Origin of the sequence: Shewanella psychromarinicola (genome assembly GCF_003855155.1) — a bacterium.
GTDB classification, from domain to species: Bacteria; Pseudomonadota; Gammaproteobacteria; order Enterobacterales; family Shewanellaceae; genus Shewanella; species Shewanella psychromarinicola.
Window position 1 is genome coordinate 2,242,539 of sequence record NZ_CP034073.1, and the last position, 22,659, is coordinate 2,265,197.

Here is a 22,659-nt window from a genome sequence, read left to right on the forward strand (position 1 = left end):
AAAGGAACTTAAAAGAAAATGAGTGAAATAATATTATGTAATCGCACTTATAGTGCAAGTGTATTTAAAAATGAGTGTGGCATTGGGATTGAGTTGGCTTCATCTCTTACTTGTGCCAACCCAGATATGATTATCGCTAATACGCCTTATTTATTAAAAAATGGTAATTCAGCTGTTTGTAAAGCATCATTAGCAAAACTATCTAATCCTTCAATTACAAAAAACCTGACGAGCTTAGCTTTATCTTTTGGTGGTGATAATCTGATTTCTCTTTCGTCTATTAGCTCTCAACTGCAAGAGTATAATGTGGGGTTAATGGGCGCATCAACCAGTGTCTACGCAAATAGAATGGGAGGCTTTGTTGGCTCAGTTAAAAACTACCAATCTGCTTTAATTGAATATAGCCAAGTAGCAAAAAGTAAATCACCTCTTAAAGTAGCCGCTAAACAAAAAGCCAAAATGGCTTTCGATAAAATGCAAAATAGCTTTAAACACGAAGTTAAGGTTGTAACAAGCCAAGTTAAATCGAGTCGCGGTACACCACTGACTAATTTTGACCGAGGTGCAAATATCGCCAAAAGTAGTAGGAATATGGCTAAATTAGACATAATGACACCTGTTCAAGCTGACAAGATTGTTAAATTTACTAAATACGCAAAAGTTTTAGGTAATGGTCTTACCATTATCGACTTTGGTAGTCGTGTAGGTAATATTCAGAATAGCTATAAAGCAGGTGGTAACTGGGAACGTGAAATGTTTATTGAGTCTAGTAGCTTTGCTGCTAGTGCAGCTACAGGAATTGGCGTAGTCAATGTAGGAGCGGGAGCCTTAACATTTTTAATGGTGGCGACACCTATTGGTTGGATTGGTTTAATAGTGGGTGGCTTGGTTGTTGCAGGTGCGGCGGCGACCGCATCAATAGGAATGAATAATATTATTAAAGACAATGCAGGTAATACATATGATGCATTAATTAAAAGTTTATAAATTAATGAATACTATAACAATGCTAGTTGGAGTAATGATCGCTGCCTCAATGGTGAGCGGTGTCTTATATGTTGCTTTTGGACAAATCACTGTACGGAAGTTAAGGAAAAACCCTAAAACTAAAGGTCTACTCGGTGTCGAGTATGCCAGTGGTTGGGATATTATTAATGTAGCTCAAGCATTTTCTCTTCCAAGGTCTTGGACTCGGAAAATCGAAAAGAGTAAATTTTCATTCTTTTATGCTAATGCAACCGTATTATATGAAAATACAACCAAATTTGATCAGGTATTAGGTTTTGTGTTTTATTGGGTATTAACAACTACTGGACTGTCTGGAGCTTTATTAGTATTGCTCAATTATATTGGGATTTTCAGTGAATAGAGGCTTAACAAGAGACTTTAAACGGAACAAAAAACCGTTGACTTTTTGTTCACTCCGTTCACTTATTTTAGCCAACAATTTTTTGCCTGTTAATTAGGCGTTGAACTAAGCCGCTGCGCGGAGCCAAATGCTGACTCAATCGAGTATATTATCCTCATTGAATCAGCTAGACTTAAAAAGATGTGATGGAACACTACAATGACAAGGGAATTTCAATGGAATACATACAAATCACGCAATATATTCTGTTTAAAACTGCTCTACAGCCCAGATTCAGCATCAAAAAAAGCAAATTCTTATAGCATAAAACATACCGATTAATATGGATGTGGCATGGAAAGTCTAGATAATATAAAAGTTCTAACTCGTGGAGAATCCGCGATTCTTGCTGGAGTTTGTTCAGGTATTGCGGAATATTATAATTTGCGAAAAAACGGCATTAGGTTAGCATTTTTGTTAACTAGCTTGTTTTTTGCGATTCCTGTATTGGCTTATGTTGTTTTGTGGTTAGTTTTACCCAAATATCCGACGACAGAAGCGATGGCTCGTCACTTACGGCGAAAGAAGTTATAAAGAAAATATGGCAGCTAACAAATAAGGATAGGCCGCGCGAAGCCTCGTTCTTATCCCAAGTGTTAGGGCGTAATATCGAGAATGGCGTATGAAAATAAGATTATTTTGTTTCATTTTGTACTTATGGAGTTCTTTTTCTATGTCTGAAGAGTGTGTTGTATTACTTCATGGGATGGCTCGTTCCGATAGCTCTATGAATAAAATGGAGACGAAGCTTAAAGAGGCAGGTTATACCGTCGTGAATTTTGACTACCCATCAACGCAGCATAATATTGAGAGTATAGCCACAGATTACCTTCCTAATGCTATAGCTCAATGTAAACCTAACGTAATCATAAATTTTGTGACACATTCTCTTGGTGGGATTGTGTTACGTAAATATTTAAGCGATAACAAACTAGAACGCCTAGGCCGTGTGGTAATGCTAGGTCCGCCGAATAAAGGAAGTGAGGTTGTTGATAAACTAAAAAATGTTCCAGGTTTTGAATTTATTAATGGTCCAGCGGGTATGGAATTAAGTACTGATAAAACAAGTGTTCCAAACTTACTTGGGGCGGTCACCTATCCAGTAGGAATAATAGCAGGCAGTTCAACTATTAACCCAATACTTTCTCAAATGCTTCCAAATCCTGATGACGGTAAGGTGTCAGTCGAGAACACAAAGGTGGAAGGGATGGCTGATCACATAATTCTCCCCGTTTCTCACCCATTTCTTATGCGAAATGACGAAGTGATTAGGCAAGTTAAAAGTTTCCTAAAAACAGGGAAGTTTCAGCATAGTATAGTTTCGCCCTAACACAGATGAGCCTCTCTTATTGTGAATTATTTTATAATAAAGAATGCTGCCTGACGCTTTTCAGATCCTTTAGTACTTTAAAAAATGAGTGGCTTATTTTTGCAACACCAGACCAAGAGGAAACCAACGGCTGTTCCCTCTTTACTCTTTTATAAGAGAATTGGGCCCAGCCATTCCGGCAATATTTTCCCCATTGACTTAAACAACAGAAGCGAAAAGGTCGCCATGGGGATTGATCCTGCTTTTGACTTAGTTTTAGCGTTCCTCGGTTCATCTTACAGTAAAGAGTGAAAATGCTAACGCTTCCAATGGGGATCTGATGTGAATGGATTCACGAATGTAGTGATGGCACGGTCAATGATGTTTCCGACATCATAATGACATTTCCCAAATCCATATGGTTCAGATGCCAATGAACGACCTGTACCGCGAAAGCTAGCCTGCAATGATAAGTCTCTGGCGATAATGTTCAGTTAGAGTCTGATTAATCAATATTATCGAGGGCGTTACATTATTTACTTGTGAATAATGAACTTGTTATGCTAATTTCTTGCGAACTCAACATCATGATGGAATATGAATGCGTTATCTACTGCTAGCCATGCTGCTAACCTTAACTGGTTGCGCAAGTAAACAACCTCCTTTTAGCCTTGTTATCGACCCCTTATTGCCCTCTGTCATTAATTATAGCGGTGAAATTGATCCAGATAATGTTGCCGCTTTTGAACAAGGCATGGCAAATAGTCCAACTCAAATAACCTCATTGATTATTAACAGTGGTGGGGGAGATGTACTTGCTGGCATACGATTAGGAGAGTTGGTATATCAGCACAAATTAAAGGTCACAGTTGATAAAGTCTGTGCGTCATCTTGTGCTAATTATGTTGTAACCGCCAGTGATGAAGTGACTATAAAACAAGATGCCCTGTTAGGTTGGCATGGTGGGGTGTTACAACCACTATTATACGGCTCGGAAGACTTCCATAAGTACAACAAAAGTATGGTTGAATATATTATGGCGTGGGCAGAGGCCGAGCGCGTCTTTTTTGACATGGTTAAGGTCAATCAAGCTGTCACGGTATTGGGGATGATGCCAGGCTTAAAAGGTAAACGAGACACGCCATTATATAGTTATGACCAGCAAACGTTAAAGGCGTTAGGTTTACATATTACTTTTGAAGACAAGCAAGCAACGGTTTCTAAAACTGGCGAAGAAATTGTACAAATATTTAGCTTAAGCCCTGAAGTATTGGACACTTTACTGATGCAGCATGCACAAAGGTTGCAGCAATTGTAATTAAGTTAGCTTGTCTTTTAAGTGATGGCCTGCGGCCACTAACGCTTAAGATCGCAAGGTTTCACCTTGCGATCTTAATTCAAACGAAGTTTGAAAAGTCTGGTGTGGGTGAAGCGCCACGACGTTAGTGGCCGTAGGCCATAAAAAGATGTAAAGGTTGACCCTTTTGCCAACCCACAGCAAATCCATCAACCCTAAAGCAAATCCTTCATTCTGTGGTACAACATCCCTGCTGCCAGCAATGGCGATCGCAACATAGGTCCACCGGGGAAGGTCATGTGCTTAATATCATTAAACACATCAATACGCTGTGACTGCTGGCTAATCGCTTCAGCAATTAACCTTGCGGCCATGTGAGTGGCGTTCACCCCATGGCCGGCATAGGCTTGGGCAAAGTAGATGTTGGCTGCGTCAGGTAAACGGCCGATTTGCGGCATCCGATTGGCGCCGATACCCATCATGCCACCCCATTCATAATCAATTTTGATGCCTTTTAATTGTGGGAAGACCTTTTCAAGATTAGGCCTTAATTCAGCTTCAATATTTTTGGGGTCTTTACCTGAATAAGTACATAAACCACCAAAGAGTAGGCGGCGGTCTGCTGATAAGTGGAAGTAATCTAACGCCACACGCATGTCGGCAAAGGCCATATTTTGCGGAATAACACTGGCACATTGTTGTTCGGTTAACGGTTCTGTGGCTAATAAATAGGTGCCTGTTGGCAACACTTTCCCGCCAAGAAAAGGGCTTAATGTATTGCCGATATAACCATTGCCTGCCAATACCAGATAGTCACAGATCACTTCACCTTCGGCGGTGATCACTTTGGGTTTACTGCCCTTGATGATTTTTTCTGCGGCGCTGTATTCAAATAATTGGGCACCAAGTTCACGTGCAACACGTGCTTCGCCTAGGGCTAAATTAAGTGGGTGTAAATGTCCGCTGCCCATATCGACCAAGGCGCCTTGGTAAAAGTCTGAACCGATAACGTCACCAATTTGCGAACGATCAAGCAGTTTGATTGATTTTTGATAACCTTGGTCTTTCAGATCTTGGTATTCTGCCGCTAAATCATCCATGTGCCGTGGCTTTACGGCTAAATCACAATAACCCATGTGTAAGTCGCAATCGATTTTGTGCTCGGCAATGCGCTCGGTAACGATATCAACCGCTTCAAAACCCATTTGCTGAATGGCTTTTACGCCTTCGTCGCCAATTTGATTACGGAACTGGGTGGCGTCATGACCGATCCCACGGATCAACTCACCACCATTGCGTCCCGAGGCGCCCCAGCCAATGCGTTTAGCTTCGAGCAATGCGACACTGTAGCCACGTTGTCTGAGTTCAATGGCGGTATTAATGCCACTAAATCCACCGCCAACAATACACACATCGACAGTTAGCTGTTCGGTTAGCTTGGGATGCGAGTAAAGCTCTTTTGCGGTCGCCACATAAAAGGAGTCTGGGTAGTGTTGGCTATGGATCGGGGATTTACGTGGCATAAATACTCCAAGCTATTGATTGCGATTATAATCATAACGTTTAAATGAATAGTCAGATGCAGTGTAAGTCATCTAGGGTGTGCATTTTATTTAACACTTATTTAGTGTAAAATACAATTGCTTTGATTTAAGCAAGTTATCATGCTTGATCGCTAGCATTTTTTTGTTAAAGTGTTAATAATCTGCAACACTTTAATAACAAGTCATGGGTCAACATTTACTAGGAGAACGAATTTGGATATTGGTGCAAACCTAAAAGCTGTTCGCAAATTGAAAGGGTTATCTCAACGCGAGTTAGCCAAGCGTGCAGGGGTTACCAACAGTACAATTTCAATGATTGAGAAAAACAGTGTTAGTCCATCGGTGAGTTCACTTAAAAAAGTGTTAGCGGGTATCCCGATGTCATTGGTAGATTTCTTCTCGATTGATGATGGCTCTATTGGTGATCAGAAAGTGGTTTACCGTGGTAATGAGTTATTGGATATCGGTACCGGTGAGTTAGTGTATAAACTTATCGGCCGTGACTACCCAAACCGTGCAATGTCGGTGATGAGTGAGACTTATCCTGTCAATGCTGATACGGGTGCTGAAATGCTGCAACATAAGGGTGAAGAGGGCGGCATCGTTGTTGAAGGTAAGATTGAGCTGACTGTTGGTGAAGAGGTGTTTATCCTTGAAAAAGGTGACAGTTATTATTTTAATAGTGAACACCCCCATCGATTTCGTAACCCATTTGAACAGCCTTGTCAGTTAATGAGTGCCACCACTTCAGCCGATTTTTAACGGTTTTCACTTTAGCTTTTACTGCTTATGTCTAACTCGACGGCTTAAGGGAATAGTGTAAGATAATCAATAAATCAGGCTATTCCCAACGAGTTAGTCGCTGATGATTTTTAGGGTTTCATCTATTTTCGATGGTATTCCTAGCATGTCATTATTATCTTGTGTAAAGAATATTAAGCAATGCATTCCCTTTTTTTGTGCATTCCCTCCCCATTTTGGCGCATTTTTTGGCGAGATTTAAGCAAAGTCAGTCAGATAGTTTTTTTTGGCATTATGGCTATTTTAAAGTTATCAGTATGTTTCTAAAGTGTTTTAATTTATTTTTATTAAAAATTGTTTTTATCCTCAGTTATCCTCTTGCCTAGCTAAAAAAATCCGTGTAGTGTGTGAAAAAATGAACACGTAAATGATAAGTTCATCACTATTCTTTGCTTAAGGTGAGATATGTCTCAGTCAGGTCTTCCTCTTATTGGGGTAGTAGCGTGCAATCAGCAAATTGGTCTGCATCCATTTAACATTGTGGGTGAAAAATATTTGTTGAGTGTGGTCAATGGCGCGAAAGGGTTCCCTTTGGTGATCCCATCACTTGGTGTCGATTTGCCCATTGACGCTATTCTTGCTCGTCTCGACGGTATCCTTTTTACGGGCTCACCATCGAATGTTGAACCTCACCATTACCAAGGTCCTATTAGTGAGGACGGCACTCATCACGATCCTAAGCGTGATGCAACAACCTTACCGCTGATAAAAGCCGCCATTGATGCAGGGATCCCCGTATTCGGTATTTGTCGTGGTTTTCAAGAGATGAACGTGGTGTTCGGCGGCAGTTTGTATCAGAAGCTACATGACGTTGGTAAATATATTGAACACAGTGAAGATAAGAAAGCCCCATTAGATGTGCAGTATGGTATTTCGCATCAAGTTAATCTCGTTGCGGGTGGGCTCCTTCACGATGCATGGGGCTGTGACACTGCAGAGGTTAACTCTGTTCATACTCAAGGCGTGGAGCGCCTAGGTGAGGGGTTGCAGCCAGAAGCATTTGCTCCAGACGGATTAGTGGAAGCATTTTCTGTTAAAGATGCTAAAAATTTTGCATTAGGTGTCCAATGGCATCCTGAATGGAAAGTAACCGAAAATGCATTCTATACTGCAATTTTCGAAGCATTCGGACAGGCCTGTAGACATCATGCGGCAACACAAGTGAGATAAAAATGGATAAGTTAATCGCTTTTTTAAAAGACAAAAAAATTACCGAAGTAGAATGTGTTATTAGTGATATGACAGGGATTGCGCGCGGCAAAATTGCCCCAGTGGATAAGTTTGTCTCAGAAAAAGGCATGCGTTTACCTGAGAGCGTATTACTGCAAACGGTCACAGGTGATTTCATTAATGAGGATGTTTATTATCAACTTCTTGATGATGCTGATATCGATTTTGTCTGCGTACCAGACGAAAATGCGGTGTTTATGTTGCCATGGACCGTTGAGGCTACTGCCCAGGTCATCCATGATTGTTATGATCGTATGGGCAATCCCATTGAATTATCACCGCGTAACGTGCTGAAGAAAGTCCTTAAGCTTTATGAAGATAAAGGTTGGCAACCGGTTATTGCACCAGAAATGGAGTTTTATCTCACCAAACGTTCTGACGATCATGACTTACCGCTTAAGCCGCCTATTGGGCGTTCTGGTCGCCCAGAAGCAGGACGTCAGTCTTTCTCTATCGACGCCGCTAACGAATACGATCCACTGTTTGAAGACATGTATGATTGGTGTGAAATCCAAGGGTTAGATATTGATACCTTGATCCATGAAGACGGTCCCGCGCAAATGGAGATTAACTTCAGCCACGGTAATGCATTGTCATTAGCCGATCAGGTGTTCATTTTTAAGCGTACATTGAAAGAAGCAGCCTTAAAACATGATGTTTGTGCCACCTTTATGGCTAAGCCCGTTACCGATGAGCCTGGCAGTGCCATGCACATTCACCAAAGCGTGCTTGATATTAAAACCGGTAAAAACATTTTCACCAAAGAAGATGGCACTCAAAGTAAATTATTCCTTAGTTATATTGCAGGGTTACAGCAGTACATTCCTGAATTGTTACCGTTAATGGCGCCAAGTCCTAACTCTTTCCGTCGCTTTTTGCCAGGCACCTCTGCGCCAGTAAATCTTGAATGGGGTGTTGAAAATCGCACCTGTGGTTTACGTATTCCTGAATCATCGCCACAAAATCGTCGTATTGAAAACCGTATCCCGGGTGCAGATGCTAACTGTTATCTCTCGATTGCTGCCAGCTTATTATGTGGTTATATCGGTATGGTTGATGACTTAAAACCTTCTACACCTGTGACAGGTAAGTCGAACGATAGCCGAACAAATAATGACAACTGCTTACCTTTGACCTTAGAAGAAGCCTTAGTGGCCATGCAAAGCAGCGATGCCTGTATTGAGTATTTAGGTCAATCCTTTACCACGGGTTTTGTGGCGGTAAAACAAGCGGAGCTTGAAAACTTTAGACGGGTGGTGAGTTCGTGGGAACGTGAGTTCTTATTACTAACAGTGTAATGATGGTTGAGCTCGTTGGCTCACACTATGAATGTTTGTGGATAACAGCAGATAGCAGATACATACGGGTTTGCTATCTGCTTGAAAGGATATAAGTATGACAAACCCATTATCGACAGATGCGATGAAGCAGCAGCACAAGCTTGAGCGTCTGCAAACTGCAGACAAACAGCATTTTATTCACCCATTTACCGACTCAAAGGGGTTAGCCCAAAAGGGAACCCGGGTGATAGAGCGGGCAGATGGGGTGTATTTGTGGGATGTCATGGGTCATAAACTGCTGGATGCCATGGCGGGTTTATGGTGTGTCAATGTGGGCTATGGTCGGCAGTCTATTGTGGATGCCGCCAGCCAACAAATGCAGAAATTGCCTTTTTATAATAGTTTTTTTCAATGCTCCCATCCTCCTGCTATTGAGTTAGCTCAAAAAATTGCTTCGCTAGCACCGGCTCACATGAATAATGTCTTTTTTACGGGGTCTGGTTCTGAGTCAAACGACACCAATTTACGCATGGTGAGGCGTTACTGGGATTTAAAAGGCAAGCCGAGCAAGAAAACCATCATCAGTCGGGTGAATGCTTATCATGGTTCAACCGTTGCGGGTGCCAGTTTAGGCGGCATGTCGGGCATGCATGAACAGGGGGATTTACCTATTCCTGGTGTGGTGCATATCGCGCAACCTTATTGGTATGCCGAAGGTAAAGATTTATCTGTGGAAGCGTTTGGATTGCAAACTGCACAGGAATTAGAAGCTAAAATTATTGAATTAGGCGAAGACAATGTAGCGGCTTTTATTGCTGAGCCTTTTCAAGGTGCGGGTGGAGTCATTATTCCACCGTCAACTTATTGGCCTGAAATAAAACGTATTTTAGCCAAATACGATATTTTATTTATTCTTGATGAAGTGATTAGCGGTTTTGGTCGCACGGGTAAATGGTTTGCGTCAGAGTATTTTGATTTACAACCGGATCTTATTTCTATCGCTAAAGGCATGACGTCGGGTTACATGCCAATGGGCGGGGTGATTGTGGCAGACAAAGTGGCTGACGTAATCAAACAAGATGGTGGCGAGTTTACCCATGGTTTTACCTATTCTGGCCATCCAGTTGCCGCGGCGGCGGCATTGGAGAATATTGCGATTATTGAGCGAGAAAAATTAGTTGAACGTGTGGCTAATGATACTTCGCCTTATTTACAGTCGCGCTTACAACAATTAGCTCAACACCCATTAGTGGGTGAGGTGCGCGGCCTCGGCTTGGTTGCGGCCATCGAGTTAGTTAAAGACAAATCGTTACGGCAGCGGTTTGATGCCAACGTAGGCGTGGGAACCTATTGCCGCGATGCGTGTATCACCCACGGTTTAGTGATGCGTTCAGTCGGCGACACCATGATTATTTCGCCGCCGTTGACCATCAGTCATGCTGAAATTGACGAGCTAGTCACTAAAGCGACGCATGCGCTAGATGATACTTATCAGTATGTAAAAGCGCTTAAATAAGGTTCAGTAACTGAATGGTAATTGTTTTATCGTGATTGTTTAACCCAATGCATTGCAAGGATCTAATCATTGAAAATGTGTTGATAACATTCATATTGAAGGGAAAAGCGATGTTGTTGTAACCATACCGATGCATAGTTAAGTTGTAGCATTGGATAATTTCTTTCATTAGAAAGAAGATTTTACACGCTGGTAAGGCTAGCGAAAAAAACGAATGTCAGTGTCATGCTGACCATTATCCAACAAGGAGAAAGTATGAAGCTACTAACAAAACTATCCACATTGGCCTTAATTACAGCAGGCGTGTTTGCCAGCACTGCTATTCAGGCCGAGGAAGTGGTTAAAATGTACAATTGGTCGGATTATATTGCCGAAGATACCCTAGCCAATTTTGAAAAAGAAACCGGTATCCGTGTTATTTATGATGTGTTTGATAGTAATGAAGTACTTGAAGCAAAATTACTTTCTGGTCACAGCGGCTATGACATAGTGGTGCCGTCTAATCACTTTTTAGCTAAGCAAGTTAAAGCGGGTGCTTTTCAAAAGTTAGATCGCGCTAAGCTGACGAATTATGCCAACTTAAAGCCTGATTTAATGAAGCAGTTACAAAAAGCGGATCCGGATAACGAGCACGCTATCCCTTACCTATGGGGCACCAACGGTATCGGCTATAACATCGACAAAGTCAAAGCCGTATTAGGTGAAGATGCGCCATTTGATTCTTTAGAGCTTATTTTTAATCCAAAATATGCAGAGAAAATCGCCTCGTGTGGTTTTTCGATGTTAGATTCTGCCGACGATATGTTACCTCAAGCACTGATTTATTTAGGCTTAGATCCTAATAGTAAAAACCCTGCGGATTATCAAAAGGCCGCCGAAGTATTGGAAAAAGTGCGTCCTTACATCACTTACTTTCATTCATCGCGTTATATTTCAGATTTAGCTAACGGTGATATCTGTGTCGCGTTTGGTTTCTCTGGTGACGTGTTCCAAGCTGCCGCACGTGCTGATGAAGCGGGTAACGGCAATAAGATTGGTTACTCTATTCCAAAAGAGGGCGCCAACTTATGGTTTGATATGTTAGCCATTCCAAAAGATGCCACTAACGTAGATAACGCCCATAAACTGATTAACTATCTACTTCGCCCTGAAGTGATTGCCCCTATCAGTAACTATGTTGCTTACGCTAACCCTAACGTTCCCGCGCAAGCGCTAGTTGATGAAGCAATCCGTAACGATCCAGCCATTTATCCACCACAATCAGTGATTGATAAATTATACATTGGTGATATTCGTCCATTAAAAATTCAGCGTGTAGTCACACGTGCTTGGACCAAAGTGAAGTCAGGTCAATAATCTAACTCACTAGCACCAGGGCGAGAAGCCTCGCCCTGTTTTTATAGCAGTATTGATGTATTTATTGGCTCATTTAGCCACTTAACAGTTTGTTACGCGTGCCCTAAAACAGGCTGTTCTGTTGCGGTACGCATACTCCAAAAAGGCGGAGCAGTATTATGGTAAACACCTCGGGCGTCACCAATAAACCCACTACAAAGACGCAAGATAAAGTACTGCTTAGGATTGATCGCGTAAGCAAACTTTTCGATGATGTGCGTGCGGTAGATGATGTATCGCTTACCATTAACAGTGGCGAAATATTTGCGCTGCTGGGCGGTTCAGGTTCTGGTAAATCAACCTTACTGCGCATCTTAGCGGGTTTTGAAAAGCCAAGCGAAGGACGTATTTTTCTTGATGGTGTCGACATTACTGATATGCCACCTTATGAGCGTCCGATTAATATGATGTTCCAGTCGTACGCCTTATTTCCGCACATGACAGTTGAGCAAAATATTGCATTTGGACTCAAGCAAGACAAAATGCCCAAAGCCGATATTGAAGTGCGCGTCAAAGATATGCTGAAACTGGTGCACATGGAAAAATACGGTAAACGTAAACCGCATCAGTTATCGGGTGGACAACGTCAGCGTGTCGCTTTGGCTCGCTCGTTAGCAAAACGTCCCAAATTACTATTACTCGATGAACCCATGGGCGCGTTAGATAAAAAGCTGCGTACTCAAATGCAGTTAGAAGTGGTCGATATTTTAGAAGCGGTAGGCGTAACGTGCGTAATGGTGACCCATGACCAGGAAGAAGCCATGACCATGGCCGGACGCATTTCGATTATGCATGACGGTTGGATTGCCCAAACTGGCAGTCCAATGGATATTTACGAGGCGCCAGCTAGCCGCATGGTGGCTGAATTTATTGGTACGGTTAATTTATTTGAAGGTGAAATCATTGAAGATGAAGTCGATCACGCGATTATTAAGTCGCCGACCTTATCGCAGCAATTTTATATTGGCCACGGTATTTCAACCAGCCTAGAAAATAAAAATGTATTTTTGGCCTTACGCCCAGAAAAAACCATTATTAGCCGTCAGAAGCCCGAACGTGAATATAACTGGGCTCATGGCGTCGTTCACGACATTGCCTACCTTGGTGGCTTGTCGGTGTATTACATTAAGTTAGAAAACAACCAAATCGTTCAATGCTCAATGATTAACCGTGAACGCCGCTCCGATAACCCTACATGGGGAGACGAGGTTTACATCAGTTGGGAAGACACCAGCGGGGTTGTATTAAACTCATGAAGAATCCACTGAAGCTATTCAAAGGTCGACATCTCACCATGGGTATTCCTTACCTGTGGTTGTTGCTGTTTTTTGCCTTACCGTTTGCCATTGTATTAAAGCTGAGCTTTTCGACTGCAGCGATTGCCATTCCACCTTACGAGCCAACGTTTAATTATGTTGATGAGGCGCTCAACATATTTGTCAATCTGGGTAACTATTTATTGTTACTTCAAGATTCGATGTATTATATGGCTTACCTCTCATCATTAAAAATTGCCTTTATTGCGACCCTTGGGTGTTTAGTCCTTGGTTTTCCCATGGCTTACGCGATTGCCCGCGCCCCGGTAAAAATACAGGCGGTATTGCTGCTTCTGGTGATGTTACCGTCGTGGACTTCATTTTTGATCCGCGTTTATGCCTGGATGGGTATTTTAAGTAACAACGGTTTAATTAATAATGCCTTGACCTGGTTAGGGGTAATTTCAGAACCGATTCAAATGCTCAATACTAATTTTGCGGTGTACATAGGTATTATCTACGCTTACCTGCCGTTTATGATTTTGCCACTTTATGCCACCTTGGTGAAATTAGATTTAAGCTTAATTGAAGCGGCTTCAGACTTAGGCTCCAGCAGTATTAATACCTTCTGGAAAATTACCCTGCCATTATCTATGGGAGGGGTCATAGCCGGCTCTATGTTGGTATTTATTCCTGCAGTAGGTGAGTTCGTTATTCCTGAATTGCTCGGTGGCCCTGACTCATTAATGATTGGTAAAGTGCTGTGGCAAGAATTCTTTAATAACCGCGACTGGCCAGTCGCTTCATCATTAGCGATTGTGATGCTGGCGTTACTGATTATCCCGATAACCTTATTCCATCGTTATCAATCACGTAATATGGAGAACGCGGTATGAAGAAGTTAAGTTTCTCTAAAGTGATGTTGTGGGTGGGTTTACTGTTTTTATATGCACCAATGCTTATTTTGGTCATTTATTCATTTAATGACTCTAAATTAGTGACTGTGTGGGGTGGTTTTTCTGCTAAATGGTATGGTGAGTTATTTGAGGATCAGCAAATACTCAATGCCGTCTGGACCAGTTTACGCATCGCCTTTTACAGCTCTACCATGGCGGTGATTATTGGTACGATGGCGGCCTTTGTGATGACTCGTTTTCGTCGGTCATGGGCTAAGTTAACCTTGTCTAACATGATCACCGCGCCTTTGGTTATGCCTGAAGTGATCACCGGTTTATCCTTGTTACTACTATTTGTACAAATGTCAGAGACCTTTGGCTGGCCTACTGAACGTGGCATGTTTACGGTGTGGATTGCCCATTCCACTTTCTGTGCCGCTTATGTGGCGGTGGTGGTGTCGTCAAGACTGCGGGAAGTGGATTTGTCGATTGAAGAAGCTGCAATGGATTTGGGGGCAACGCGATTAAAAACCTTCTTTTTGATCACTATCCCTATGATAGCGCCATCACTTATCGCCGGCTGGTTATTATCATTTAGCTTGTCATTAGATGACTTAGTGATTGCCAGCTTTACCTCAGGGCCGGGTTCTACAACCTTGCCTATGGTGGTGTTTTCGTCAGTGCGTTTAGGGGTTTCACCTAAGATTAACGCGCTAGCGACGATTATTATTTTAGCCGTGTCTTTGGTGGCCTTCTTGTCTTGGTATTTCGCGCGTCGGTCGGAGATAAAAGCTAAAGAAGCGATGGAATAACAGCGCTGAATAAACAGACTATAGAAGCCACGCTGATGTCAGTGTGGCTTTTTATTTTTCAGAATTGATTTAAGGTATTCTGGCGATATGAGTGTTTAATATATTCAACAAAGTGTCAAAAATTATATGATAAATGCTAGTGTTTAAATTTGCTTAAGTGTAGGATGAGTGAGTTGTATTACGCTTTAAACCTATAAAGGAAGTGCTATGCCTGCCACACCTCATGCTAGTTCATATTATGCTGCATCGGCTAATGATAAAGTTGAGCGTCCTCGCTTAGAATCTACAATTGAAACAGATGTTTGCATTATCGGCGCTGGATATACTGGCTTGTCTTCTGCGTTACATTTATTAGAAAGCGGCATGAAAGTGGTGGTGCTTGAAGCGGCAAGAATTGGCTGGGGAGCCTCCGGTCGAAACGGCGGCCAAATAGTCAATTCTTTTAGTCGTGATATTGATTCTATTGAAGGCGTTGTCGGCAAAGAGCAAGCTAAGTTATTTGGTCAAATGGCGTTCGAAGGTGGTCAGATTATCCGTGACCGTATTGCCAAATACAACATTGATTGCGACTTAAAAGACGGTGGTGTTTTTGCCGCCATGAATGCCAAGCAAATGGGCCATTTGCAGAGTCAAAAATCATTGTGGGAAGCTCATGGTCATAACAACCAATTGGAGTTACTCGACCAAGATGGCATTCGCAACGTAGTCAATACTGATATTTATGTCGGTGGTTTACTCGATAGAAGCGGTGGACATATTCACCCGCTAAACCTTGCTTTAGGTGAAGCCCGTGCAGTGGAATCCCTCGGTGGACTAATTTTTGAAGATTCAGCGGTCATTAAAGTGGATGACGGTGCATCGCCGGTTGTACACACAGCACAAGGCCAAGTTAACTGTAAATATGTGGTGGTTGCTGGTAATGCGTATTTAGGTAAATTATTGCCAGAGCTACAAGCTAAATCCATGCCTTGTGGCACTCAAGTGATTACCACTGAGCCATTATCCGATGAAATGGCGGCGAGTCTACTGCCGCAAGATTATTGCGTTGAAGACTGTAACTACCTATTAGATTATTACCGACTTACTGGTGATAAACGCCTTATTTTTGGTGGTGGCGTGGTTTATGGTGCTCGCGATCCGGCCAACATTGAAGCCTTGATTATGCCTAAGTTATTAAAGACCTTCCCGCAATTGAAAGGGGTTAAGGTTGATTATGCGTGGACCGGTAACTTTTTAATGACCTTGTCGCGCCTTCCCCAAGTGGGCCGCATTGGTGACAATATTTATTACTCCCAAGGTTGTAGCGGTCATGGTGTTACCTATACTCATTTAGCGGGTAAGCTCATAGCCGAAATGCTCAATGGCCAGGCCACACGGTTTGATGCCTTTGCGGCGTTACCTCATTACCCTTTCCCGGGTGGACATGCACTACGAGTGCCATTTAGTGCGCTAGGTGCGTGGTATTACACCCTTAGAGATAAATTTGGTATTTAACCTACGTCGAGTGCGGGTAGATAGAGTACGAATAGGTTGAGTACAGCGAGTCAGTTTAGGAGAATATTGTGGAATTGAACGATCCAAGTTTATTACGTCAACAGTGCTACATTAATGGGCAATGGCGTAATGCCGATAATGGCCAAACTATTGCGATAGCCAATCCAGCAACCCATGAAGTCATTGGCCATGTCCCAGTGATGGGCAGTGCTGAAACGCTTGCGGCAATCGATGCTGCACAAGCAGCACTCCCTGCCTGGCGTGCATTAACGGCTAAGGATCGTGGCCAAAAGTTGCGTCGTTGGTTTGAGTTAATCCATCAACATAGCGATGACTTAGCGTTGTTGATGACCACAGAGCAAGGTAAACCGCTTGCTGAAGCCAAAGGTGAAGTGGGTTACGCAGCATCCTTTATTGAATGGTTTGCAGAAGAAGCCAAACGCATTTATGGCGTGACGATCCCTGGGCATCAAGCGGATAAACGCATTACGGTGATCAAACAACCTGTAGGGGTTACCGCGGCAATTACACCATGGAACTTTCCTGCGGCAATGATTACCCGTAAAGCGGCTCCAGCGTTGGCGGCGGGTTGTACTATGGTCGTGAAACCTGCGCCACAAACGCCGTTTACTGCACTGGCTTTAGCCGAACTAGCTGAACGTGCTGGTATTCCTGCCGGTGTATTGAGCGTGGTGACCGGTGACTCAATCGCCATTGGTAAAGCCATGTGTGAAAGCCCTATTGTGCGTAAGTTGTCGTTTACGGGCTCAACGCCAGTAGGCATTAAACTGATGGAGCAATGCGCTCCTACGTTAAAGAAATTGTCACTTGAACTGGGTGGTAATGCGCCATTTATTGTGTTCAACGATGCCGATATAAATGCCGCTGTTGAAGGCGCAATGATCGCCAAATATCGCAATGCCGGTCAAACCTGTGTCTGTGCTAATCGCATTTATGTGCAAGCGGGCGTTTATGATGAGTTTGCTAAACGTTTGGCCGTGGCGGTGACTCAGCTCAAAGTAGGTTTAGGTACTGACGCTGGCGTGACAACAGGGCCATTAATTAACGCAGATGCAGTGGCAAAGGTGCAGCGTCATTTAGATGATGCAGTAGCAAAAGGCGCGCAGATTATTGCCGGTGGCAAACCTCATGCTTTAGGTGGCTATTTCTTCGAGCCGACCATATTAACGGGCGTGAATCGTGAGATGTTAGTGGCAACCGAAGAAACCTTTGGTCCGTTGGCCCCCTTGTTTAAGTTTGATGAAGTGGATGATGTGATTAAGCAGGCTAATGACACTGAATTTGGCTTAGCGGCGTATTTTTATGGCCGTGATATTTCGCTAGTGTACAAGGTCGCTGAAGCTTTGGAATACGGCATGGTGGGGGTTAACACCGGATTGATCTCGACAGAAGTGGCGCCTTTTGGCGGCATTAAATCATCTGGATTAGGCCGCGAAGGGTCTAAGTTTGGTATCGAAGAGTACCTTGAAATGAAATATATCTGCATGTCAGTTTAAGAGAGCAGGCTATGACTAAAACAAATGATGGACTAATGGCACGGCGCCAAGCGGCAGTGGCACAAGGTGTAGGGCAAATTCACCCAATCTTTACTGAACGTGCTCAAAACGCCACAGTATGGGATGTTGAAGGTCGTGAATATATTGATTTTGCCGGTGGTATTGCGGTACTTAATACTGGCCATTTGCATCCTAAAGTTAAAGCGGCTGTGGCAGCACAGTTAGATGCATTTTCACATACTTGTTTTATGGTTTTGGGTTACGAAAGTTACATTAGCGTATGTGAAAAACTTAACCATTTAGTGCCGGGTGATTTTGCTAAAAAAACGGCCCTATTTACCAGTGGTTCAGAAGCGGTTGAAAACGCGGTTAAAGTCGCTCGTGCTTATACTAAACGTGCAGGCGTTATTGCGTTTACTTCGGGTTATCATGGTCGAACCATCGCTGCGCTAGCATTAACCGGCAAAGTGGCACCTTATAGTAAAGGCATGGGCTTGATGTCTGCTAATGTGTTTCGGGCTGAGTTTCCATGTGAAATGCATGGCGTGTCTGAAGATGATTCGATGGCATCAATTGAACGCATTTTTAAAAATGATGCAGAGCCTGCAGACATCGCCGCCATTATTTTAGAACCGGTGCAAGGTGAGGGTGGTTTTTACGCGGTTACACCATCATTTATGAAACGCTTACGTCAATTGTGCGACAACCATGGCATTGTATTGATTGCCGATGAAGTCCAAACCGGCGCGGGACGTACAGGTACCTTTTTTGCCATGGAGCAAATGGGCGTTGCTGCAGATATTACTACGTTTGCTAAGTCGATTGCCGGTGGTTTCCCACTGTCTGGTATTACCGGTAAAGCCGAAGTGATGGATGCCGTCACTGCCGGTGGTTTAGGTGGCACTTATGGTGGTAGTCCTATTGCTTGCGCTGCTGCATTAGCGGTGATCGAAGTGTTTGAAGAAGAGCAATTGCTTGCCAGAGCCAATGATGTTGGTGCCATGTTGAAGTCTGTTTTAGGCGATATGCAGGCTAAATACTCGCAGATTGCTGAAGTGCGTGGATTAGGTGCGATGATTGCTGTCGAGTTGATGGAAGATGGTGAGCCTGCGCCTCAGTACAGTGCTAAGATTTTAGCCGAAGCCCGTAACCGTGGACTGATTTTACTGTCTTGCGGCACTTACGGTAACGTTATCCGCGTATTGGTACCGTTAACGGCTCCTGATGAGCAAATCCATGCTGGGCTTGCCATTATGGATGCGACATTTAATAGTGTCTTCAATTAAATTTATCCTGATCTAGTCGTTTCGATAACATCCCGCATTAAGCGGGATTTTTTTTAATCCATGGTTTGGTTGAATATTGAGGGTTGTTGGCGATCGTTCACGACCACAAAGCATTAGGTCGGCAGATATTGCCAAACATACTCGTGAGAGTTTTAATCGACAATATGGCGAAATTAAAAGTGGCGTCACCGCGGTCAATCAAATGAGTGCCACCGCGCTTGAAGTGGCTAAAGCCTCTAAGCAAACTGTGATGGAAACGGCAATGGAAACAGTAATAAAAACAGTAATGGAAACAGGGTCAATGATGGTCAATGTGACAGAGGTCAGACGCGTTTAAGCCAAGCCATGGTGTTTGTTGAAGGTATGTCGACTGATTCGGCTCAAGCTCAATAAGCTGTGGGCATGGTATCCCACAGCAGCGCCAATATTAGCCGTATTGTAGAGGAGATTAGTGCTATTGCTGAGCAGACTAACCTATTAGCGTTAAACGCAGCTATTGAGGCTGCCAGAGTGGGAGAATAGTATCAAAGGTGGCTTATAGGCCACCTTTTCTATTATCATCTTGGCTTAGATAGTTATTACGAAGACATTATGGCCGAATTTATTGCTCCTCCCTGCGATGGGATCATTGAAGTATTATACCAAGATGAACATCTACTGCTGATCAATAAGCCGACAGGATTATTGAGTCTCTCAGGTAAAAATCCATTAAACAAGGATTCTGTACACTACCGTTTAGTGCAAGATCACCCCTCGGCAACGTTAGTGCACCGACTCGACTTCGGCACCTCTGGCATCATGCTGGTGGCACTCAATAAAGTGGTCAATGGATTATTAACTAAGCAGTTTCAGCAGCGCACTATTACCAAAAGCTATACCGCAGTGTTATATGGTGACTTGCTTAATGATTGCGGTGATATTGAATTACCAATAGCCAAAGACAGTGATCATTTCCCGTTAATGAAAATTTGCCACGACAGCGGCAAACCGGCTCACAGTCAATACCAGGTTATTGAGCGACATCAACAAGGATTATCGACGCGGGTGACATTTACCCCAATCACAGGGCGAACCCATCAATTACGTTTACACAGTCAGCAAATTGGTCATCCTATTTTAGGTTGTGATTTGTACCATAATGAACATTCGCAGCAGATGTCGAGCAGATTGATGTTACATGCCAATGAATTATCGTTTACCCATCCTATGACGGAACAAAGGATTAATGCTGTTTGTCCAAGTCCATTTTAACGAGTTAGCTATTTAGTTATTTGGCTCTTTAGATAACAAACTGATTTGAGCCTGATGATAACTGATGCATAATCTATCTATTTTTCTTCTTACATAGGTGAATCAGCATGGTGATTTCATGGTTAGATGCGCTGGCTTTAACGGTATTTTTAGTCAGTTGGTTAGGCTATACCAGTTTTGCTCGTCGTAAAGCAAAAACCACCAATTGCATAGCGCGAGTGATGCATCAACAACGTATTCATTGGATGTCACAGGTGATTGCCAAAGAAATACGCGTGGCTGAAGCGGCGTTATTAGCTAATTTAGAACGCAACATTGCCTTTTTTGCTTCTACAACCTTACTGATACTTGCCGGGGTATTAACGCTTTTTTCTCAAGTTGAAAAGCTTGAAATTGTTATTGGTTCTATTCCCTTTACTGCATCACCTAACCATGCTCTGGTACAAGTCAAACTGGCTCTTTTAGCTGGGATTTTTGTGTTGGCTTTTTTCCAATTTACTTGGTCCATGCGTCAATATGGTTTTGTTAATATTATGATTGGTGCTGCGCCACTGGATAAAACCGGTACCGATAAAAATATGCTCGGCTATGCAAGGCAAATGGCGGTCGTACAAGATCAAGCTGCTCACTCATATAACTATGGCTTACGTTCTTATTATTATTCTATGGCAGCATTGTGTTGGTTTATGCATCCCGGGATGTTGATTTTTGCCAGTTTATTCGTGGTATATACCTTATATCAACGGGAATTTAATTCCCGCGCGGTGCAAGCTATTACTCTTGCACAAGCACATTTAGAGCAAGACCCTGCGTATAGGCTGAATGAATAAAGCGGAGTTACAACGAATTTCAGACACAAAAAAGCCCATTTTTCAATGGGCTTTTTTGTTTTCTAATTGGTGGCCCCTCCCAGACTCGAACTGGGGACCTGACGATTATGAGTCTGATTTCTCGCTAAACTCCAGTGAACCGCAATGTACTTTAACGTGCTATTTTTGATGTGTAACCATCTGATTTAAAGTTATTTAATTTTACGTCCTTTGTTCATTGTAATTCATTGCATATCTTGGTTATACTTTCAATCTGCTACATATTTGCTACACAGGAAGTGTAATGGCTATCTCATCAAAGATTAATGTGACATCGGTAAAGAGTTTAACTGTTGACGATAAACGGTTGAACGATACTGAGATAAAGGGCTTCCATGCTCGAATTTCAGCAAAGGGGGGGATTTCGTATTACCTCTTCTACCGTCACAATGGAAAGCAAGTAAATTACCTTTTGGGTAAGGGGAGTTCAATCACCCCAACTCAGGCTCGTGATATGGCAAAATCACAAGCTGGTAAAGTCGCATCGGGTATTAATGTTCAGTCAGACAAAAAAGTCGCCAAAGCAAAAGAGCTAGCCAAGAAGTTTAACAAGTTTTCAACCTATGTCGAAGATAAATATCACCCTTGGCTCATCGCCAACAGCACTCGAACAGCAGACCAAATTAAAAGTGTTTTACTCAACAATTTTAAAGAACTCGCTGATATGCAGTTATCAGAGATTTCGGCTTGGCACATTGAGCAATGGCGCTCTAAAGCCAAAAAGCTAAAAAAAGCTGAAGCAACGATTAACTATAATGTGAACACATTAAAAGGGGCTTTGAGTCGAGCTGTTGAGTGGGGAGTCATAGACTCTCATGAATTAGGCAAAGTGAAGGCTTATAAGCTCGATAACAACAGAACTCGATATTTAACGCCATTAGAAGAGCAAGCCCTGTTAAGCACCCTGACCGAACGTGACAAGCTAATAAAGTCAAAGCGTTTGAGTGCTAATGAACACAGGTTAAAGCGCGGCTATCCTCAGCAACCATCTCTTAGTCACCATACTTATGCAGATCACATCGAGCCAATAGTAATCCTTGCGATGAATACAGGTATGCGAAGAGGGGAGATCTTATCGCTCAAGTGGTCGAACATAGATTTTCCAGTAAAAGTGTTAACGATTAAGGGGGAATCGGCAAAGTCTGGTAAAACTAGACATATCCCTCTAAACAAAGCCGCTTTCAATGTGCTTACCAAGTGGCGTGAGCAAAACCCGTTTACAGCTTTTGTATTTGAAGGCAGTGAAGGGAAGGCGCTAACCGATTTTAAAAAAGGTTTTTCTAAGGTAGTTGCTGATGCAGAGTTACAGGACTTTCATTTTCATGATTTAAGGCATCACTTTGCAAGTCAATTAGTGATGAAGAGTGTTGATCTAAACACGGTGAGAGAGTTACTTGGCCATGCTGATATGACAATGACTTTAAGGTATGCTCATTTAGCACCAGAACATAAAGCGGCAGCGGTAAACTTGATTGGTTAATACAAGTAAGGGAATGAC

Annotated in this window: 21 protein-coding genes, 1 tRNA gene and 1 pseudogene; 21 read left to right on the plus strand and 2 right to left on the minus strand. The window is 42.8% G+C overall.

Annotation, left to right across the window (positions count from 1 at the left end; translation table 11 throughout):
• Positions 1-18 precede the first annotated feature (18 nt).
• From EGC80_RS09810 to EGC80_RS09830, 5 genes are all read left to right on the plus strand, one after another.
• Positions 19-987 (plus strand): hypothetical protein, encoded by a 969-nt coding sequence (locus tag EGC80_RS09810; RefSeq protein WP_124012291.1) that lies wholly within the window; start codon positions 19-21, stop codon positions 985-987.
• A gap of 4 nt (positions 988-991) precedes the next feature.
• Positions 992-1,369, plus strand: a complete 378-nt coding sequence (locus EGC80_RS09815; RefSeq protein WP_124012290.1) for a hypothetical protein — start codon at positions 992-994, stop codon at positions 1,367-1,369.
• A 333-nt stretch (positions 1,370-1,702) separates the two neighbouring features.
• Positions 1,703-1,942 carry a PspC domain-containing protein gene (locus EGC80_RS09820; RefSeq protein WP_124012289.1) on the plus strand — a complete coding sequence of 80 codons (240 nt, stop codon included), beginning with the start codon at positions 1,703-1,705 and terminating at the stop codon, positions 1,940-1,942.
• 139 nt (positions 1,943-2,081) lie between these two features.
• Positions 2,082-2,738, plus strand: a complete 657-nt coding sequence (locus tag EGC80_RS09825; RefSeq protein ID WP_157822266.1) for a lipase family protein — start codon at positions 2,082-2,084, stop codon at positions 2,736-2,738.
• A 580-nt stretch (positions 2,739-3,318) separates the two neighbouring features.
• Complete coding sequence (locus EGC80_RS09830; RefSeq protein ID WP_124012288.1) at positions 3,319-4,035, plus strand: hypothetical protein; 717 nt, start codon at positions 3,319-3,321, stop codon at positions 4,033-4,035.
• A 194-nt stretch (positions 4,036-4,229) separates the two neighbouring features.
• On the opposite strand, the gene EGC80_RS09835 is transcribed toward EGC80_RS09830, so the two are convergent.
• Positions 4,230-5,537 (minus strand): NAD(P)/FAD-dependent oxidoreductase, encoded by a 1,308-nt coding sequence (locus tag EGC80_RS09835; RefSeq protein WP_124012287.1) that lies wholly within the window; start codon positions 5,535-5,537, stop codon positions 4,230-4,232.
• A 234-nt stretch (positions 5,538-5,771) separates the two neighbouring features.
• On the opposite strand from EGC80_RS09835, the gene EGC80_RS09840 reads away from it, so the two are divergent.
• From EGC80_RS09840 to EGC80_RS09910, 15 genes and pseudogenes are all read left to right on the plus strand, one after another.
• Positions 5,772-6,320, plus strand: coding sequence for a cupin domain-containing protein (locus EGC80_RS09840; protein WP_101034465.1), 549 nt, complete (start codon positions 5,772-5,774; stop codon positions 6,318-6,320).
• Positions 6,321-6,764: 444 nt separating this feature from the next.
• Positions 6,765-7,529, plus strand: a complete 765-nt coding sequence (locus tag EGC80_RS09845) for a gamma-glutamyl-gamma-aminobutyrate hydrolase family protein (protein ID WP_124012286.1) — start codon at positions 6,765-6,767, stop codon at positions 7,527-7,529.
• A gap of 2 nt (positions 7,530-7,531) precedes the next feature.
• Entirely contained in the window at positions 7,532-8,887 is a 1,356-nt protein-coding gene (locus EGC80_RS09850; RefSeq protein WP_124012285.1) for a glutamine synthetase family protein, read from the plus strand.
• A 97-nt stretch (positions 8,888-8,984) separates the two neighbouring features.
• Positions 8,985-10,385: an aspartate aminotransferase family protein gene (locus EGC80_RS09855; RefSeq protein ID WP_206191824.1), complete on the plus strand. Its 1,401-nt coding sequence runs from the start codon at positions 8,985-8,987 to the stop codon at positions 10,383-10,385.
• A 255-nt stretch (positions 10,386-10,640) separates the two neighbouring features.
• Entirely contained in the window at positions 10,641-11,741 is a 1,101-nt protein-coding gene (locus tag EGC80_RS09860) for a polyamine ABC transporter substrate-binding protein (protein WP_124012284.1), read from the plus strand.
• Between the two features lie 158 nt (positions 11,742-11,899).
• Positions 11,900-13,036 (plus strand): polyamine ABC transporter ATP-binding protein, encoded by a 1,137-nt coding sequence (gene potA / locus EGC80_RS09865; protein WP_101034469.1) that lies wholly within the window; start codon positions 11,900-11,902, stop codon positions 13,034-13,036.
• Positions 13,033-13,932, plus strand: a complete 900-nt coding sequence (locus EGC80_RS09870) for an ABC transporter permease subunit (RefSeq protein ID WP_124012283.1) — start codon at positions 13,033-13,035, stop codon at positions 13,930-13,932. The genes potA and EGC80_RS09870 overlap by 4 nt, the downstream gene beginning before the upstream one ends.
• On the plus strand, positions 13,929-14,744 hold the full coding sequence (locus tag EGC80_RS09875; protein ID WP_101034471.1) for an ABC transporter permease subunit: 816 nt from the start codon (positions 13,929-13,931) through the stop codon (positions 14,742-14,744). The genes EGC80_RS09870 and EGC80_RS09875 overlap by 4 nt, the downstream gene beginning before the upstream one ends.
• Positions 14,745-14,951: 207 nt before the next feature.
• Positions 14,952-16,238, plus strand: coding sequence for an NAD(P)/FAD-dependent oxidoreductase (locus EGC80_RS09880; RefSeq protein WP_124012282.1), 1,287 nt, complete (start codon positions 14,952-14,954; stop codon positions 16,236-16,238).
• Positions 16,239-16,306: 68 nt separating this feature from the next.
• The gene (gene gabD, locus EGC80_RS09885) at positions 16,307-17,755 is read left to right on the plus strand and encodes an NADP-dependent succinate-semialdehyde dehydrogenase (RefSeq protein ID WP_101034473.1); all 1,449 of its coding nucleotides are present in this window, start codon (positions 16,307-16,309) and stop codon (positions 17,753-17,755) included.
• Positions 17,756-17,766: 11 nt separating this feature from the next.
• The gene (gabT, locus tag EGC80_RS09890; protein WP_124012281.1) at positions 17,767-19,041 is read left to right on the plus strand and encodes a 4-aminobutyrate--2-oxoglutarate transaminase; all 1,275 of its coding nucleotides are present in this window, start codon (positions 17,767-17,769) and stop codon (positions 19,039-19,041) included.
• Positions 19,042-19,117: 76 nt separating this feature from the next.
• The gene (locus EGC80_RS22970) at positions 19,118-19,378 is read left to right on the plus strand and encodes a hypothetical protein (RefSeq protein ID WP_124012280.1); all 261 of its coding nucleotides are present in this window, start codon (positions 19,118-19,120) and stop codon (positions 19,376-19,378) included.
• A gap of 110 nt (positions 19,379-19,488) precedes the next feature.
• A pseudogene (locus EGC80_RS22975) lies at positions 19,489-19,560 on the plus strand (methyl-accepting chemotaxis protein); the annotation flags it as partial.
• A gap of 72 nt (positions 19,561-19,632) precedes the next feature.
• Positions 19,633-20,292: an RluA family pseudouridine synthase gene (locus EGC80_RS09905; RefSeq protein WP_124012278.1), complete on the plus strand. Its 660-nt coding sequence runs from the start codon at positions 19,633-19,635 to the stop codon at positions 20,290-20,292.
• Between the two features lie 107 nt (positions 20,293-20,399).
• Entirely contained in the window at positions 20,400-21,122 is a 723-nt protein-coding gene (locus EGC80_RS09910; protein WP_124012277.1) for a DUF599 domain-containing protein, read from the plus strand.
• A 67-nt stretch (positions 21,123-21,189) separates the two neighbouring features.
• On the opposite strand, the gene EGC80_RS22420 is transcribed toward EGC80_RS09910, so the two are convergent.
• A tRNA-Met gene (locus EGC80_RS22420) sits at positions 21,190-21,253 on the minus strand.
• Between the two features lie 152 nt (positions 21,254-21,405).
• Here EGC80_RS22420 and EGC80_RS09915 point away from each other — a divergent pair.
• Positions 21,406-22,641, plus strand: coding sequence for a site-specific integrase (locus tag EGC80_RS09915; RefSeq protein WP_124012276.1), 1,236 nt, complete (start codon positions 21,406-21,408; stop codon positions 22,639-22,641).
• Positions 22,642-22,659 lie beyond the last annotated feature (18 nt).

Coding starts and splice junctions, on each gene's coding strand:
- EGC80_RS09875 (WP_101034471.1), top strand. CDS start 13,929: ATGAAGAAGTTAAGTTTCTCTAAAGTGATGTTGTGGGTGGGTTTACTG.
- EGC80_RS09880 (WP_124012282.1), top strand. CDS start 14,952: ATGCCTGCCACACCTCATGCTAGTTCATATTATGCTGCATCGGCTAAT.
- EGC80_RS09835 (WP_124012287.1), bottom strand. CDS start 5,537: ATGCCACGTAAATCCCCGATCCATAGCCAACACTACCCAGACTCCTTT.
- EGC80_RS09825 (WP_157822266.1), top strand. CDS start 2,082: ATGTCTGAAGAGTGTGTTGTATTACTTCATGGGATGGCTCGTTCCGAT.
- EGC80_RS09815 (WP_124012290.1), top strand. CDS start 992: ATGAATACTATAACAATGCTAGTTGGAGTAATGATCGCTGCCTCAATG.
- EGC80_RS09915 (WP_124012276.1), top strand. CDS start 21,406: ATGGCTATCTCATCAAAGATTAATGTGACATCGGTAAAGAGTTTAACT.
- EGC80_RS09845 (WP_124012286.1), top strand. CDS start 6,765: ATGTCTCAGTCAGGTCTTCCTCTTATTGGGGTAGTAGCGTGCAATCAG.
- EGC80_RS09860 (WP_124012284.1), top strand. CDS start 10,641: ATGAAGCTACTAACAAAACTATCCACATTGGCCTTAATTACAGCAGGC.
- EGC80_RS09820 (WP_124012289.1), top strand. CDS start 1,703: ATGGAAAGTCTAGATAATATAAAAGTTCTAACTCGTGGAGAATCCGCG.
- EGC80_RS09850 (WP_124012285.1), top strand. CDS start 7,532: ATGGATAAGTTAATCGCTTTTTTAAAAGACAAAAAAATTACCGAAGTA.
- EGC80_RS09830 (WP_124012288.1), top strand. CDS start 3,319: ATGCGTTATCTACTGCTAGCCATGCTGCTAACCTTAACTGGTTGCGCA.
- EGC80_RS09855 (WP_206191824.1), top strand. CDS start 8,985: ATGACAAACCCATTATCGACAGATGCGATGAAGCAGCAGCACAAGCTT.
- EGC80_RS09910 (WP_124012277.1), top strand. CDS start 20,400: ATGGTGATTTCATGGTTAGATGCGCTGGCTTTAACGGTATTTTTAGTC.
- gabT (WP_124012281.1), top strand. CDS start 17,767: ATGACTAAAACAAATGATGGACTAATGGCACGGCGCCAAGCGGCAGTG.
- EGC80_RS09905 (WP_124012278.1), top strand. CDS start 19,633: ATGGCCGAATTTATTGCTCCTCCCTGCGATGGGATCATTGAAGTATTA.
- EGC80_RS09870 (WP_124012283.1), top strand. CDS start 13,033: ATGAAGAATCCACTGAAGCTATTCAAAGGTCGACATCTCACCATGGGT.
- potA (WP_101034469.1), top strand. CDS start 11,900: ATGGTAAACACCTCGGGCGTCACCAATAAACCCACTACAAAGACGCAA.
- EGC80_RS09810 (WP_124012291.1), top strand. CDS start 19: ATGAGTGAAATAATATTATGTAATCGCACTTATAGTGCAAGTGTATTT.